The organism is Micromonospora sp. NPDC047548 (genome assembly GCF_040642975.1).
In the GTDB taxonomy this organism is placed as follows: Bacteria; Actinomycetota; Actinomycetes; order Mycobacteriales; family Micromonosporaceae; genus Micromonospora.
Genome location: NZ_JBEYTI010000043.1, coordinates 1 through 15,513, shown reverse-complemented (window position 1 = coordinate 15,513; position 15,513 = coordinate 1). Strand labels below are relative to the sequence as shown.

10 protein-coding genes and 1 pseudogene are annotated in these 15,513 nt (G+C 68.9%); 6 read left to right on the top strand and 5 right to left on the bottom strand.

The features are described 5' to 3' along the window. Window positions 1-82 precede the first annotated feature (82 nt). Genes ABZ807_RS27785 through ABZ807_RS27770 form a run of 4 tightly spaced genes read left to right on the top strand, consistent with a single transcriptional unit; the run spans window position 83 to window position 5,300 of the window. Window positions 83-1,642 (top strand): ABC transporter substrate-binding protein, encoded by a 1,560-nt coding sequence (locus ABZ807_RS27785; protein ID WP_357164101.1) that lies wholly within the window; start codon window positions 83-85, stop codon window positions 1,640-1,642. 26 nt (window positions 1,643-1,668) lie between these two features. Then, on the top strand, window positions 1,669-2,637 hold the full coding sequence (locus ABZ807_RS27780; RefSeq protein ID WP_357164098.1) for an ABC transporter permease: 969 nt from the start codon (window positions 1,669-1,671) through the stop codon (window positions 2,635-2,637). Window position 2,638: 1 nt separating this feature from the next. After that, window positions 2,639-4,522, top strand: a complete 1,884-nt coding sequence (locus tag ABZ807_RS27775; protein ID WP_357164095.1) for a dipeptide/oligopeptide/nickel ABC transporter permease/ATP-binding protein — start codon at window positions 2,639-2,641, stop codon at window positions 4,520-4,522. A gap of 1 nt (window position 4,523) precedes the next feature. After that, on the top strand, window positions 4,524-5,300 hold the full coding sequence (locus tag ABZ807_RS27770) for an ATP-binding cassette domain-containing protein (RefSeq protein ID WP_357164092.1): 777 nt from the start codon (window positions 4,524-4,526) through the stop codon (window positions 5,298-5,300). A 203-nt stretch (window positions 5,301-5,503) separates the two neighbouring features. Here the strand turns inward: ABZ807_RS27770 and ABZ807_RS27765 are convergent, their stop codons facing one another. Beyond that, window positions 5,504-5,764, bottom strand: coding sequence for a hypothetical protein (locus ABZ807_RS27765; protein WP_357164089.1), 261 nt, complete (start codon window positions 5,762-5,764; stop codon window positions 5,504-5,506). A gap of 199 nt (window positions 5,765-5,963) precedes the next feature. Continuing rightward, window positions 5,964-7,232: an FAD-dependent oxidoreductase gene (locus ABZ807_RS27760; protein ID WP_357164086.1), complete on the bottom strand. Its 1,269-nt coding sequence runs from the start codon at window positions 7,230-7,232 to the stop codon at window positions 5,964-5,966. A 90-nt stretch (window positions 7,233-7,322) separates the two neighbouring features. Between ABZ807_RS27760 and ABZ807_RS27755 the strand changes: the two genes are divergently transcribed. After that, window positions 7,323-7,931: a response regulator transcription factor gene (locus ABZ807_RS27755; protein ID WP_357164083.1), complete on the top strand. Its 609-nt coding sequence runs from the start codon at window positions 7,323-7,325 to the stop codon at window positions 7,929-7,931. A 153-nt stretch (window positions 7,932-8,084) separates the two neighbouring features. Next, window positions 8,085-8,708 (top strand): annotated as a pseudogene (locus tag ABZ807_RS27750) (transposase family protein); the annotation flags it as partial. A 771-nt stretch (window positions 8,709-9,479) separates the two neighbouring features. Here the strand turns inward: ABZ807_RS27750 and ABZ807_RS27745 are convergent. From ABZ807_RS27745 to ABZ807_RS27735, 3 genes are all read right to left on the bottom strand, one after another. Next, window positions 9,480-10,406, bottom strand: coding sequence for an endonuclease domain-containing protein (locus ABZ807_RS27745; RefSeq protein ID WP_357164080.1), 927 nt, complete (start codon window positions 10,404-10,406; stop codon window positions 9,480-9,482). Window positions 10,407-10,527: 121 nt separating this feature from the next. Next, entirely contained in the window at window positions 10,528-12,009 is a 1,482-nt protein-coding gene (locus tag ABZ807_RS27740) for an ISKra4 family transposase (protein ID WP_357164164.1), read from the bottom strand. A 263-nt stretch (window positions 12,010-12,272) separates the two neighbouring features. Next, on the bottom strand, window positions 12,273-14,882 hold the full coding sequence (locus ABZ807_RS27735) for a M4 family metallopeptidase (protein ID WP_357164077.1): 2,610 nt from the start codon (window positions 14,880-14,882) through the stop codon (window positions 12,273-12,275). Window positions 14,883-15,513: the final 631 nt, after the last annotated feature.

Here is a 15,513-nt window from a genome sequence, read left to right as displayed (position 1 = left end):
CGAGCTGGCTCGTCCCGCCGGCCGCAGAGGAAGTCACACGCCAATGGTCCGAAATCGCCCTTTTCGCGTCTCGGTTGCCGTATTGTGTTCCACGGTCGCGCTGGCTGCCTGCTCCAACGGGGGTAGCACCGGCAGCTCGTCCGGCGACGACTATGCCGACGGCGGCTCGCTCACCATCGCGATCGACAGCGACCCCGGTGCGCTCGACCCGCAGCGCTCGGTCAACGGCGTCAACAAGATGATGGCCGTCTTCGCCTACGACACGCCCGTCAAGCTGCTGGACTCCGGCGAGGTGGCGCCCAGCGTCGTCAAGTCGTGGACCGGCGAGGGCACCTCCTACACGCTGACCGTCCGCGAAGGCGTCACCTGCTCGGACGGCTCGCCGATGGACGCGCAGACGGTGGCCGACAACATCAACTACGTGGCCGCCGAAGGCAACGGCTCGCCCATGCGCGGCGCCGCCGTTCCCGCTGACGCCACGGCAACGGCCGACAACGCCGCTGGCACCGTCGCGGTCAAGCTCAAGGAGGGCGCGCCCTTCTTCTTCCAGAACCTGGCCGAGCTGCCGCTGGTCTGCTCGAGCGCCATCAAGAACCGCGACTCCCTGAAGGCCGCCTCCGCCGGCTCTGGTCCGTTCGTCCTCTCCGACGTGCGGGCCGGCAATCAGTACACGTACACCCGTCGCGACGGGTACGCCTGGGGGCCGAACGGCGCCTCGACCGCCGAGAAGGGCATGCCGGCGAAGGTGACCTTCAAGCTCGTGACGAGCGCGACTACGACGGCCAACCTCCTGCTGAGCAAGGGCGTCAACATCTCGTACCTGTCCGGTGCCGACACCCAGCGGCTCAAGGCCGCCAAGGTGTTCTCGGACGGCGGCAGCATCATCGGCGACGAGCTCACCTTCAACCAGGCCGCCGGTCTGCCGACCGCCGACGTCAACGTCCGGCGCGCGCTCGTCGGCGCCCTCGACATGAAGGAACTGGCCCAGGTCTCCACCGGCGGCCTCGGACAGGCGGCCAACGGGCTGCTGACCGACCCAAAGATCTGCAGCGGTGATACCGTCACCCCGAACAAGCCGGCGTACGACGCGGCCGCCGCGGCCGCGCTGCTCGACCAGGCCGGCTGGCCGGCCGCCGGTGGCGGCGCCCGGGCCAAGGACGGCAAGCCGCTCGAGGTCGCGTTCGTCTACGACAACGAGGACACCACGACCGCGGCGACGGCCGAGTACATCGGCCAGAAGTGGACGGCGCTGGGCGTCAAGGTGGACCTCAAGGGACAGTCGTTCAACGCGCGGTCCGATGTCGTCTTCGGCGGCAAGGGCCCGTGGACCGCGACCCTCATCGGCCTCGGCGTGTCCAACCCGGCCACGCTCGTGCCGTTCTTCTCCGGCGCCACCCCCGCGCAGGGCGGCATCAACTACGGCTCGATGCACAACGACGTCTACGACAGCTCGATCAAGGCGGCGCAGGCGAAGTCCGGCACCGGCGGCTGCGCCGACTGGAACGCGGGCGAGGGCGCCCTGATCAAGGACGCGGACATCACCCCGATCTCCGTCTCGCCCTACCTCTACTGGGGCAACGGGGCCAAGTTCGACGTCGTCGCCCGCGTGCTGGAGCCCACCTCGCTCCGGGTTCTGCGCTAGGTCCGGCGGGGAGGATGGGAGGTTCTGTGAGGTTGTCGTTCCGCACCAGGCACCCGTGGCCGGTCTTCCTGATCCGGCGGCTGGGGAGGTTCGTCGTCTCGCTGGCGGTCGTCGTCACCGCGTCGTTCGCCATGGTCCACGCGCTGCCGGGCGACCCGGTACGCGGAGCCCTGGGCCTGATGGCGCCGCCGGAGACCATCGCGGCCACCCGGGAGCGTCTCGGGCTCAACGACCCGCTGTGGCGGCAGTATCTGGACTACCTCTGGAACCTGCTCCACCTCGACCTCGGCACGTCCCTGGAGACCCAGACGCCGGTGGGGGAGAAGATGGCGCAACTGGTGCCCGCGACCCTCCAGCTCGGCCTGACCGCGTTCGTGGTCTGCCTCGCGGTGGCGATACCGGTGGGCCTGCTCCTCGGTATCGCCACCCGGGACGGCCGGGGCCGCGGCCTGCACTTCGGCTTCGGCGGCGTGACCGGGCTCGCGCTGTCCGTGCCGGATTACCTGGTGGCGGTCGGACTCGTGTTCGTCTTCGCCGTCTCCCTCGAGGCGCTGCCGGTCGCGGGCTTGTCCGGTCCCGCGTCGTTCGTGCTGCCGGTGACCGCCCTCGTCGTGGGGCCGGCCGCCTACCTGGCGCGGATCGTCCGCGCCGAGACCCAGCGGGTGCTCGGCGAGGACTACATCCGGGCGGCCCGCGCTAAGCGCCTCCCGGCGCGGCTGATCTACCTGCGGCACGCGCTGCCGAACACGCTGACCCCGACGCTGACCGTCTCCGGCATGATCCTCGCGTCGATGGTGGCTGGCACCGTGCTCGTCGAGAACGTGTTCGCCTGGCCCGGCGTCGGCGCCGAGCTCGTGCACTCGGTGCTCGCCAAGGACTACCCGGTCGTCCAAGCGGTCGCGCTCTTCTTCGGCGCCGGCATCCTGCTGATCAACCTCGCGGTCGACATCGCGATCGCCGTCATCGACCCGCGCTCGACGATCAAGGAGAGCTGACGTGTCCTGGTCGCGTACCCGCCATCACCTGTTGTCACCGCTCGGCGTGGTCACGGTCGTCCTGCTGCTGCTCCTGGTCGCGACCGCCGTCGTGGCGCCGCTGCTGCTCGGCGACCGGGCCACGGAGATTGCGGGCGGCGCGCTCCAGGCGGGACCGTCGGTGGCGCACCCGTTCGGCACGGACGCCCTCGGACGCGACGTCCTCGCGCGGACACTGGTGGCCACCCGGCTGTCCCTCGTCCTCGCCCTGCTCGTCGTCGGCATTGGCGTGGCCTGCGGCCTGATCATCGGCACCGTCCCCGTCGTGCTCGGCCGGCGCGCCGGCCGAGCGGTGGTCGCCGGCCTGAACCTGATGGTCGCCTTTCCCGGGCTGCTGCTCGCCCTGTTCCTCGCCATGATCTTCGGAGTGGGGGCGCGCGGCGCCGTGCTGTCGATGGCGATCGCCTTCGCGCCCTCGTTCGCGCGGCTGACCCACACCACCGCCAGCGGCGTCGCGAACGCCGACTACGTCTCCGCCGCGCGACTGCTCCGGGTCCCGCGGTGGCGGATCCTGACCCGCCACGTCGTCCCGAACATCTCGGAACCCCTCGTCGTCAACGCGACCAGCCAGGTCGGGGCGGCGCTGCTCAGCATCTCGGCGCTGTCCTACATCGGCTTCGGCGTGCAACCGCCCCAGTACGACTGGGGACGCATGCTCGCCGACGGGCTGCCGGCCATCTACACCAACCCGGCGGCCGCGCTCGCGCCGTCCATCATGATCGTCGTCGCGGGTCTCGCGTTCGTCCTCGCCGGCGAGCTGCTGACCCAGGTCCTCGGCGGCAGCCAGCACGGTCACCTCCGGATCCCGTCCCTCAGGTCCCCGCGCCGGGATCCGGCCCCGGCCGAGACGCCGCCACCGGGTGACGAGGTGCTCCGGCTCGAGCGCCTGACCGTCACCGTGCCCGGCGAGACCGCGCCGTTCTCCCCAGTCGTCGACGTCAGCATGCGCCTTCGCCGCGGCGAGATCGTCGGGCTGGTCGGCGAGTCGGGATCGGGCAAGAGCCTCACCGCGATGGCGGCCGCACAGCTCACCTCGTACCCGAACGTCGCCGAGGCCGACGTGCACCGGATCAAGGGCAACGAGCTGCGGCGGATGCGCCCCCGCGACCGCGAGCGGCTGCTCGGCACCTCGCTCGCGATGGTGTTCCAGGACCCGATGTCGTCGCTGAACCCGACGCTCAAGGTCGGACGCCAGCTCGCCGAGGTCGCGGAGACCCACGAACGCCTCGGCCGCCGGGACGCGTGGCGGCGAGCCGTCGACCGCCTCAGCGCAGTACTGATCACCGACCCGGAGGCGCGGGCGAAGCAGTACCCGATGGCGTTCTCCGGCGGCATGCGCCAGCGCGCGTCGATCGCGATGGGCCTCATGGCCCAGCCTGCGCTGATCGTCGCCGACGAGCCGACCACCGCGCTCGACGTGACCGTCCAGAAGGAGGTGCTCGGCCTGCTGCGGCGCATCTCCCGGGAGACCGGCGCCGCCGTCCTGCTGATCAGCCACGACATCGCGGTGGTGGCTGAGAACGCGTCCCGGGTCCTGGTCATGTACGCCGGCCGGGTGGTCGAGGAACTGCCGGTCAGCGGGCTCGCCGAGGCCGCGCATCCGTACACCCGCGCGTTGATCGCGAGCATCCCGGACATGTCGACGGACCGGTCGCGGCCGCTCGCGAACATTCCCGGCCGCCCGCCGCACGCCTCCGACCTGCCGCTGGGCTGCGCGTTCGCGCCCCGGTGCGGCCGGGCGGACGACCGATGCCGGCAGGCGCGTCCCGAACTGGCCGACTCGGGCGGTGGCGGCGCCGTCGCCTGCTGGCATCCGCTGCTGCCGGCCCTGGAAAGCGAGGCGTGACATGCTCGAGCTCCGCGACATAGTCGTCCGGTACGGCCACGGTCAGGGCGCCGTGACGGCCGTCGACGAGGTCAGCCTGACCGTGGCGGCCGGCTCGATTGTCGGGCTCGTCGGCGAGTCGGGGTCCGGTAAGTCGACCCTCGCCCGGGCGGCGGTCGGCCTCGCCCCGCTCACCTCGGGCACGATCCTCTGGAAGGGGGCGGCGCTCGACGCACACGGCAGCCCGCCGTTGCAGTACGTGTTCCAGGACCCGTACGCGTCCCTCAACCCGCGGATGAGCGTCGGCGCGTCGATCGCCGAGGGCCTGCCCCGGGCGAGCGGGCGGCGGGAGCGGCCGGCCCGGGTCACCGAGCTGCTCGAGATGGTCCGGCTCGATCCTGGCGACGTCCACAAGCGCCCCCGGCAGCTCTCCGGCGGACAGCGGCAGCGCGTCGCCATCGCGCGCGCCCTCGCCGCCGAGCCCGAGGTCCTGATCGCCGACGAGATCACGTCGGCGCTCGACGTCTCGGTCCAGGGTGCCGTGCTCAACCTGCTCAAGGAGATCCAGACCCGGACCGGCGTCGGGATCCTGTTCATCTCGCACAACCTCGCCGTGGTCCGCTACATGGCCGACTCGATCGCGGTCATGAAGTCCGGCCGGCTCGTCGAGCACGGTACGACGGAGGACGTCATCGAGCGTTCCGAGCACCCGTACACGAAGCAGCTCCTCGAAGCCATCCCGACCGTGACGATGGGTCAAGGGGTCGTCGGTTCAAATCCCGTCGTCCCAACAGCGTGAAGGGTTTCCGCAGGTAGCAGGCTTGTGGGAAGTCCATTTTTGATTGCTGTAGCTCGATATCGTGTCGTGCAAGCCGCTGCTTGAACCCTTGACTCGGGCGGTCTATCGAGCCGATCTCGGTGGCTTCCGCTGTGAATCGCCTGGGTAGCCGTACGCGTCGATGCTGTCGCGCTCGGCGCTGGACTCTTTGAGGACCGATCATTTTAGACAAATGGGTGCGGATTCGCTGCGCTGATACCCCCTGGCAGGCAGGACGCCGGCGTCGCCACCGCCAACAGCTCCTCCCCAGCCGCATCCGCGCGGCGGCAGTCCAACCCGGACCAGAAATCGGCGCCGAACATCTGCGCCTGCGCCACCGCCACCAGAAACCAGCCCGCGGACAGACCCCGATCCCGCTGCTTGATCGAACCGACCGCATCGTCCAACGCGGCGGTCACACCCAACCGACCGACCAACTCGGCCACCACCGCCATCCGAGACCGGGGTCAACGACACGTCCGGAGCGCCCACACACCTGCCCGGCCAAAACAGGTATCTTCTCCACCAAACGGGTGCCCTTCCCACAGCGGCCGATTAGTGCTTCAACAACCCCAATTGTCCCTGCTGGCAAGGTGCCGTTCGTCTGCGCCACGCCGTGGTCGTATTCCTATCCACGGATCCGGGTCAGAATCGGTGCGACTGGGGCAGCAGTTCTTCCGCACCCGGGCGGCCCACGCCGCGGCGCATGGGGCCAAAACGGTCCGGGGAGAGCAGAGGATCGGCCAGTGGTCCGGACGTGGCCGGTAGGTAGCCCTGCAGACCTTGGGTCAGCAGCTGGGCCGTGACCGGTGCCAGGATGAGGCCCCACATGCCGTGGCCGCCGGCGACGACGAGCCCCGGAGCGCGGGTGCTCGCCCCGATGACTGGCAGCCCGTCGGGGGTGCATGGACGCTCGCCGCACCAGGTGTCGATTCGATCGTCGATGTGTACACCCGGCAGCGCCTCGGCGGCAACCGCAACCATGGCGTCGGCCGTGCGAGGGTCGAGCGGGCGGCGTTCCGCGCCGAACTCCATCAGGCCGCAGACCCGCAGTCGGTCACCGAACGGCGTGATGACGATACGCCGCTCTTTCAGTCGCACCGGCATGGTCGGCACGTGGCCAGAGACCGCGAGGTCGATGACGTAGCCGCGCCCGCCGCGCAACGGTACACGGACGCCGGCCTGGGCGGCGAGCGGAGCGATGCCGAGACCGGCCGCGAGCACCACTACACCTGCGGCGAAGTCGCCTGCCTCGCAGCGGATGCCGACGATGTTGCGCCGCTGGGTGAGCAGTGTACGCACGCGCTGTCCGAAGCGGACTTCGATGTTGTGGCATCGTGCCGCGTCGAGCAGGCCGCGCAGGTAGGCGCGGCTGTCGATGACGGACTCGTCCGGGTCGAGCAGTGCGCCGGTGAGGGCGCCAAGGGCCGGCACCGCCTGCCGTGCCTGCTGCGGGGACATCGCACCATCCGGGGCGGGGGTGCGCATCCACACGTCGATAGCCCCGGTCCTGCGGTAGCTGGGATTGATTCCCCGTTTGGCGTAGTCCTCGTGCAGCTGGGCGCTGGTGGCAGCCAGCTCCTGCAGCCGCCGTGTCGCCACCCGGACTCGGGACGGTCGCGCGGAAGCGACGAGTTGTGCGAGCCACCCCCCGAGGGAAGGCTGCGGCCGGACACGGACGGCCGGCGGACGGGCGAAGATCTGACGCGCTCCCTCGAGAAGGAGCGAGGTCGTCGCCAGGGGACCGACGTGCGACGGGGCGATGATGCCGGCGTTCGCGTAGGAGCAGCCACCGCCGATGTCGCTCGCCGCATCAACGAGCAGAACATGGGCCCCGCTGCTCCCGAGTTCGTAGGCCACCGTCGTGCCGACGACGCCGGCGCCCACCACGATGACGTCGTATTTCTCTCTCATCATCAGCGAGCCTGCCGGGATTCGGCGGAGGACGCCCCATCCCTCGGGGATGGTTTTCGCCGCCGCCTGTCGAGCAGGACAATGTACGGCATGGCTTCGCAGATCAGGATTCTCTCGGTCGATGACCACCCGATGATTCTTTTCGGGCTGGCCGTGGTCCTGTCGGCTGAGCCGGACCTGACTGTGGTCGGGCAAGCCACGGATGTCGCCTCTGCGACAGCGGCGGCCCTCCGGACCCAGCCGGACCTGATCGTGCTTCCCGTCAGGCTGGGGGATCGGCTGGCCGGGATCGAGTTGTGTCGTGAGTTGTCCGCGACAACCAGCGCCAAGGTGCTGATCTACACCTCGTTCACGGAGCCGAAGGACGTCGAAGCCGCGATGCTCGCCGGTGCCGACGGGCTCGTAGGCAAGAACGCGTCGATCGAGGGTCTGCTCACCGCGATCCGCTCAATCCATCGCGGCCGTCGTATCTGGCTGCCGGGGCCGAGCCCCGCGCCCTGCGCCGCCCCGGCCAACTCGAGCCTGCTCACCCACCCGCAGCTCACCGACCGGGAGCGTGAGGTCCTCGCCCTGATGCTGGATCGCTTGACCAACAAGCAGATCGCCGCCCAGCTGACGGTCGAGGTGACGACGGTGAAGACGCACGTACGCAGCCTGCTTCGTAAGCTCGACATGTCCTCGCGTCGGGATCTCTTCTGAGACCCCATGGCCCTACAGCGGGCCGCCTCGAAGGGAAAAGTGGCTCTTCGTACTGATGTGTGGGCAGGGTTGACCTGCTGAAACACGTGCACGCCGTCTCCGGTCTAGGATTTCGGGTCTCTGAGGTCCGAAGTCTGAAGATCGGGAAACGGCGTGCGTTCTGCAAGTCTATGGCAGTGTCTGCTGGGGGTCGACAAGACCACCGTGGTCGAGCGGGTTGAGCAGGAGGAACACCTCGACCGGGACGGGGACGGGGCCGGGGTGGTGCGGATCGTGGTGCACGCGCGGCCGTCGAAGGGCACCCGGGGCCGGTGTGGGCGTTGTGGGCGCCGGTGCGCCGGCTGTGACGCCGGTCGGGGGCGTCGGCGGTGGCGGGCCCTCGACCTGGGTGTGCTGCGGGCGGTGATCGAGGCCGACGCGCCGCGGGTGGCCTGCCCCGAGCACGGGATCGTGGTCGCGGCGGTGCCGTGGGCACGCCACGACGCCGGGCACACCCGGGTCTTCGACGACACGGTGGCGTGGCTGGCCACCGCCTGCGCGAAGACCGCGGTGGTCCAGCTGATGCGCGTGGCGTGGAAGACCGTCGGGTCGATCGTGGCCCGGGTGTGGGCCGATGGCGGCGGTGCCGCCGACCGGTTCGCCGGGCTGCGACGCATCGGAATCGACGAGATCTCGTTCCGGCGGGGCCACAAGTACCTGACCATCGTCGTCGATCACGACACCGGGCGGCTGGTCTGGGCCTGCGCGCCACGCCGGCGGTGGGACCGGCCGAAGATGCCGTCGCCGAGTTGGGGGAGTGCCTGCGGTGGGCCCGTTCGCTGCTGGACCCCGCCGTGCACGACGGCGTGCGGCAGGAAGCGAGGGCGATGGCGCGGCTGGGCAGTGAGGTGTTGCTGCTGGCCGCCACCCTGCACCGGGGCCTGCGCGTGGCGGTGCAGCGGCGGAAGCTGCTGGTGAGAGGGGCTGCTGTCATGCAGCGTCCCGTCGGTTCCCTGGTCTACCGAGCTGTTCCCCGTTGGCGCCCCGCGACCGCCGACGACGACCTTGTGCGCGACCTCCGCCGCGCGTTGCTGCAGATCGTTGGACCCGACGCCGAGGGTGCCCCGGCCAGCATGATCGCCCGTACGCTTGCCCGACCGCCTCGCCCGCGACCGGCGAGCCCGACAACCGCAGAACGCGGTAGTGCGCTCCTCGACGTGCCGATGCATAGCCGGATACGCGCAGACCCGGCGGAGGCTGGGCAACCCGACAGGCGGGTGATGGACCTAGCTGTCGCATCGGGCAGCGAGGCGCTCGAAGACAGCGGAGAGGATTCGTCTCCTGGGCTCGCGACCGGCTAGCTGGTGGACACCATCGGCTTTGCCGATCGGATCCGAGGCAGACGGCAACGCCGCAGGTCATCACGTATGCGGCGGCCGGTAGGTGTTCCTGTCAGGGCGGGAGTGATCGACGGCAGGCTCAGCCCGGGTGGCCATTAGCGTGGCCGGTGGGTGGGCGTCAGAACCGGACCATGCGCTCTCCTCTACGCCCTGGTGTTGACCAGGTGTATCAGGCCGGATTTGGGGGCGTCGGAGGGTGTTCGGCGACGCGGAAGGGCTCGTGTCGGCTCCGTCGGCGGCCTTGGCCGTGTCGGGGGTCAAACCCGAGGTATGCGACGCGCAGGGCATCCAGGGTGGTGTGTCGGATCCTGTCTGGGTGCGGGTAGGCAAGCCCCAGTTGGCGGGCTGGTGGGTCGTTGAGGTAGTCGGCGAACCGGCAGCCAGCCGCGTGCATGCAGTGCTCGATCTGGTTGTTGCAGGGCAGGCACAGCAGGCCACGGACTTGGTTCGTGAGGTGGTCGTGATCGATCGAGGTGCCGACCCGACAGTCGCAGGCGTGACACCAGGGGCCGGCCGCCGCGACGAGGGCGGCGCGCACCCTTCCGAGGGGCGTGTCGGGCCCCTGGTAGCCGGGCCAGTCCGCCCGCTCTCGACAGCGCTGCCGCCCCCGCACCAACGCCGGATCGATGCCGACCTCCACCAACTCCACCAGCCACCGTACGACCCGCACCTGCCGTACAGCGGCGGCGCCGGGTGGAATGCTGATGTGGTACCCGGCGGCGCTCAGCCACCAGCGGACCTCTTCCTGATGGCGATAGACGCCGGAGCCGTTGCCGCGGCACGGCCTGCTCCCGCAAACGGGTACGGGCCCGTGGCAGAGGTGGTAGCGGCCGTCGCTGCCGAGCGCCGCGGTGATGTTCTTCTCCCGCTCCGGACCGGGTGCCTGGCTCAGGCACGGGACGGGTGACTGCTCTCGGACCAGCTCATCGACAGCGTCGTAGTCCAGGCCGCAGTACATCCTCTCGTAGGCGAAGTGCCAGAGCAGCGCATCGCGCCGGTGCTCCGGCAGGTCGACCAACCCGCCAGCCACTGTCGCCGGCCGCCACGCCGCCTCCGACTGGTCTGCCCCTGCGGCCACGGCCTGCCTGCCGGACACGCCACGGCTGCCTATAACGGCGGGATGGGTGGGCGTGACGTCGTGTCGCCGGATCGACATCACCAGAGTATGCGCCGCTCATCGCTATTGGACACGGGTGCGGCTCCCCTGGAGGGATTGATCAACTGGGGATGGCTGCGTTGGCGTAGCGGCTGGCGTGGACTCGGTGTTGTTCCTGGTCGAGGTGGTGGGTCCAGTAGTCGTTGAAGTCGCCGTTGCTGATCAGTGCGCGTAGTTTGAGGACGGCCGCGGCGCCGTTGAGTCCCCAGCGTGCGCCGGTGATGTCCATTCTGTCTTTGACGAGGTGGCGGCAGGCGCCTTCGATGACGCCGGTGGCGATCGGCCAGCCGGCCGCGAGTGTTTCGTGGTAGCGCAGGTAGCGTGCCTTGTTGAGCAGGTAGGTCACGCACGCCTCGGCGCCTTTGCGCCGGCCGGGGTCCAGCCCCGCTGCTGTGATCTTGCGTTGGATTGTGCCGGCGACGCGGTGGGCCCGTCCGGCCAGGATCAGCCGGGCCTGCGCGGCGACCCACGTCTCGATGGCCGGGTCGCCCTCGGTGTGGAAGCACCAGGCGGCTTTCCACAGGTATTCGAGGACGTGTACGAAGTCGATGACGATCGTCACGGGCTGATCGCGGGCTTTGGCGTGGGCGCGGATGGTCTCGATCTGGTGGGCGTTGCCGTCGACGAGGACGACCCACGGGTGCGTGCCGTGCGGGTCGCGGCGGGTCGCCTCGTCGAACATGGCGGTGATCTGCCCGGCGGTGTCGGTGGTGACCGACGCGTGCAGCCACTTGCTTGCGGCCTTCGGGCCGCCACGACTGTCGCGGCGCTCGGCGGCGCTGGGTGCGCCGATCACGTCGGCGGGGGTGCGCGGTGCGGGTGTGCAGTGGTAGACGGCCACGACCTCGGCCATGCGTTTACGGCCCAGCTTCTCTCCCCGCGACAAGCGGGTAGCCAGCTTCCGGCTGCTGGATGCGGCCCTCTTGGCCGTCGCGGCCCGTAACGCGTCCGGGCGCATCACGATCCCCTTCGCGTCGCAGGTCAGCACGACGATGTCGCCGTCCGGGCAGTCGGCAGGCCGACGCGCGGCGTAGAAGTTGTCGATGTCCAGGGCGGCCGTCTCGGCCAGCGCCTGGACCTGACGCTTGCCCACCCCAACCCCGCTCGCCCGCCGGATCGCCGCTGTGGCCTGCTCGAACGATCCCCGCGCCGTCTCGAGCGCGGCCAGCCGGCGCAGCCCATGCGAATGCAACCCGACCGGCAGGTTCAGCACCCCGTCAGCCGGGACCAGGTTGGCCACACCCTTGGCCCGGTACGCGATCCGCGTCACGGTCACCTTCCCGAACACCGTAGCCAGCCCGCGAGCGTGTCCCGGCTCGGCATACTGCCGCGTGACCAGATCGTCCCCGACGACCTCGACCACCCGCCGTTCACGGGCCGCCCGCAAATCCAGGTGATCTTGCAGGAGCTGCCGTAGCAGCTCACGCCCGACATCCTGCAACCGCTGCTCCAGATCGGCGTGCGACAGCCCACCGGCCTGCGGCCCGGCCAACCACGACACCGTCTCGTCGAAACGCTGCCGTGACGCCCCGAACAACACCATCTCGTCCACCGGCACGTAGGATGACATCGGGCTCCTTCTTTCTCGTTCTCGGCGTAGACAACCAAGAACATAGTCAGAAGGAGCCCTTCAGCGTACGGCGCAACGCAAACAGCGCACGTCAAACCACATCAGACGTTCCCTCCAAGGGAGCCGCACCCCTTGGCAATCGAAGCCACCCATGAAAGGCATGAAGCTCGGTCTCAAGCCCTTACGGCTCGGTGCCCCGGTGCGCGAGTGACACGCACCGGGGCACCGAGGTGCTGTTACAGGTTCAGGGTCCAGGAGTTGATGTAGCCAGTGTCCTTGCGGGCTGCGTCCTGTACCCGCAGTTTCCAGGTGCCGTTACGGGTTTCCGAGGAGAGGTTGACCGTGTAGGTCTGGTCGATGTTGTCGGCGCTGCCGCCAGTGCGGTTGTGCAGCAGGTACGTGCTGCCGTCCGGGGCAACCAGGGTCACCACAAGGTCACCGATGCGGGTGTGCACGATGTGCACCTCGACGGTGCTGGTGGACGACGCGTTGCCGGTGCAGCCGGCGATGGTGATGGCGCTTTCCACCGTGGTGTTGTCGGGGATGCTCACGTCGGTGCCGTTGGTGCCGGTGCATCCGGGTACGCCACCGCCGCCCAGGTTGAGGGTCCAGGAGTTGATGTAGCCGGTGTCACCGCCGGCGGCGTCCTGCACCCGCAGCCGCCACGCACCGTTCGCGGCTTCGGTGGACAGGTTGACCGTGTAGGTCTGGTCGATGTTGTCGGTGCTGCCACCAGCGCGGTTGTGCAGCAGGTAGGTGCTGCCGTCCGGCGCTACCAGGTTCACCACGAGGTCACCGATGTAGGTGTGCACGATGTGCACCTCAACGGTGCTGGTGGCCGAGGCGTTGCCGGCGCACCCGGAGATGATGATGCTGCTTTCCACGGTGGTGTTGTCCGGGATCGCAACATCGGTGGCGTTGCTGCCGGAGCAGCCGGGCAGGCCGTTGACGGTCAGGGTGAACGTCGTGGTGCGTGTCGCCTCGGTGCCCGTACCGGTGATGGTGACCGTGTACATGCCACTCGGGGTCGACGCCGCCGTGCTGATCGTCATGGTCGACGAGCCACCGTTCGAGGTGACCGACGACGGGTTGAAGCTGGCGGTGGCACCGGACGGCAGGCCGGAAGCGGAGAGCGCCACGGTCTGCGCCGAGCCTCGAATCAGGGCGGTCGACACGGTCGCGGTGGCCGAGTTGCCCGGGTCCACCGATGCCGCGGACGGCGAAACCGACACGGTGAAGTCGTTGGCCGCGCAGCTTGTGTCATTGCCCGCGACGTTGACGGCGGTCCAGGCGGCCTGGACGGCCTTGTACTCGGTCGAGCACAGGCCGTACAGGTCGGTGGCCGCGGTCAGGGCGTACGCGCGGGCGGTGTTGCTCGGGTTGGTGGTGTTGACGTAGGAGGTGTTGGAGGTGAAGTAGCTGTCCAGGGCGCGGAACCAGATCTTCTCCGCCTTGGCCCGGCCGATGCCGGTGACCGCCGGCGCCGACCCACAGACCGGGGAGGTGCCGTACGCCGTGGTGCCGCTGCCTTCGGCGAGCATGAAGTAGAAGTGGTTGGCCACACCGGAGGAGTAGTGCACGTCGACGTTCTTCGTGCTGGTCGACCAGCAGGAGTGCGACGCGCCGTCCAGCGACGGGTTGTACATGTACCGCAGCGGGGTCCCGTCACCGTTGATGTTGATCTCTTCGCCGACGTCGTAGTCGCCGGGGTCACTGGTGTTGTTCGCGAAGAACTCGACCATGTTGCCGAAGATGTCGCTGGTCGCCTCGTTGAGCCCGCCGGACTCACCGGAGTAGGTCAGACCGCCGGGCACGACGTTCTCGGTGACACCGTGGCTCATCTCGTGTCCGGCCACGTCGATGGAGACCAACGGGTTGGAGTTACCCGAACCGTCGCCGTAGGTCATCTGGGAGCCGTCCCAGAACGCGTTGACGTAGTTGCTGCCGTAGTGCACCCGCGACGGGACGCCCTGACCATTGCCGAAGATGCCGTTACGGCTGTGGGTGTTCGTGAAGTAGTCGAACGTCAACGCCGCACCATAGTGCGCATCCACCGCGGCTGACTGATTGTTCGACTGTGACCCGTTGCCCCACACGTTGTCCGCGTCGGTGAACGTCGTACACGTCGTGGTGCCGTTGTTCATGTTGCACGTGTTGTTGTTGCCGTGCGTCGGGTCGATCATCTGGTACGTACTGCTCGACTGGGTCGTCGAGACGGTGACCGTGCCGGCGTACACCGAGTTGCCGGTGCCGTTCACCGCCTCGATCTCGTCGTACGAACCGATGAACTTGCCGGTCAGCGCGTCGGAGATGACGTGCAGCCGGGACGGGGTCTGACGGTCCGGCGCCATGCCCGACACCACCGTCTCCCACGCCAACTGGCCGAAGCCGTTCGACGCCTCAACAAACAGTTCCGGTGCGCCAACCTCGGCCACCTTGCCGGAGAACTTCGCCTTCGCGGCGTTCTTCGCCGTGCCCGCCGACACCTTCGCCGTGGTGCCCAACGTCAACGGAGCGGACAACCCCACCGAGCTGCCGGTGAACGTGCCATCCGCGCCGGTGTGGACCACGACATCACCACCACGCACTCGCAGACCCTGGTACGTACGCGTGTAACGCACATGCGCCGCCCCATCAGCATCGACCCGCGAGCTGTAGACAGCGAACCGGTCGGCGTTCGACGCCCGCACCACACCCATGTTCGACTGCAACGCCTGCTCAGCCCGGCTGAGGGCGTTAGCAGGGCCTGGCTCGGCCGGCGGCGCCGCCGACGCCGACGTAGCGGCACCGGTCAGCAACGCGCCCGCGAGGAACGCGACGCTGGCCACCGCGATCGGTCTCTTCACAACTTCCTCCAAACAGAAACGACACGTGGCGAGATCCAGAACCATGCCCGTCTATATAACCTGCCGTGGATGAAAAATGGAAGATGTTCAGGGCCAAACCTGAACCCTCGTTAACCTCGGCCCTTCGTGCGCCCAGCGGACCTGGAGGTGAGTGCGTAGCTCATCTGGAGTCGCAAGCTCGTCATCGCCTGCCGGTGTGAGTCCGATCCGAGTAGCTGCCAGGAGGCCCGGTAGCAGGCCGGCGGCTCGGTCCCTGTCTGTCGCCTCAGGGGGAGCGACCGAGCGGTCCGTAGCATGACGCGAAGCCTGCGGCGTCGTTAGAGCCTGGTAAATAAGGGTTTCAGGTGTGTTGGTGTCGGGTGAGGGGGCGGGCCATGCCTTGACGTTTCAGGATCTTGACGCGCTACGTCTCATGCAGACATAGAGAAGTGTCTCTGATCTGGGCGAATCTGAGTGTCGAAGTCAGAAGGAAGCCATGTCGAGAGGCACTTTTCGCGTGCACGATGTTACCGGTTGGTCGAAGCGGTTGGCGGCCACCTGTGGGGCTCGTAAAGCCGGTTCGGCTACGCTGCCTGCGAATATTCGTTGATCAGCCCGCCGAGGATCGGGCGCCGTCGGACTCTGGCGGCGG

Coding starts and splice junctions, on each gene's coding strand:
- ABZ807_RS27760 (WP_357164086.1), bottom strand. CDS start 7,232: ATGAGAGAGAAATACGACGTCATCGTGGTGGGCGCCGGCGTCGTCGGC.
- ABZ807_RS27740 (WP_357164164.1), bottom strand. CDS start 12,009: ATGGTGTTGTTCGGGGCGTCACGGCAGCGTTTCGACGAGACGGTGTCG.
- ABZ807_RS27770 (WP_357164092.1), top strand. CDS start 4,524: ATGCTCGAGCTCCGCGACATAGTCGTCCGGTACGGCCACGGTCAGGGC.
- ABZ807_RS27755 (WP_357164083.1), top strand. CDS start 7,323: ATGGCTTCGCAGATCAGGATTCTCTCGGTCGATGACCACCCGATGATT.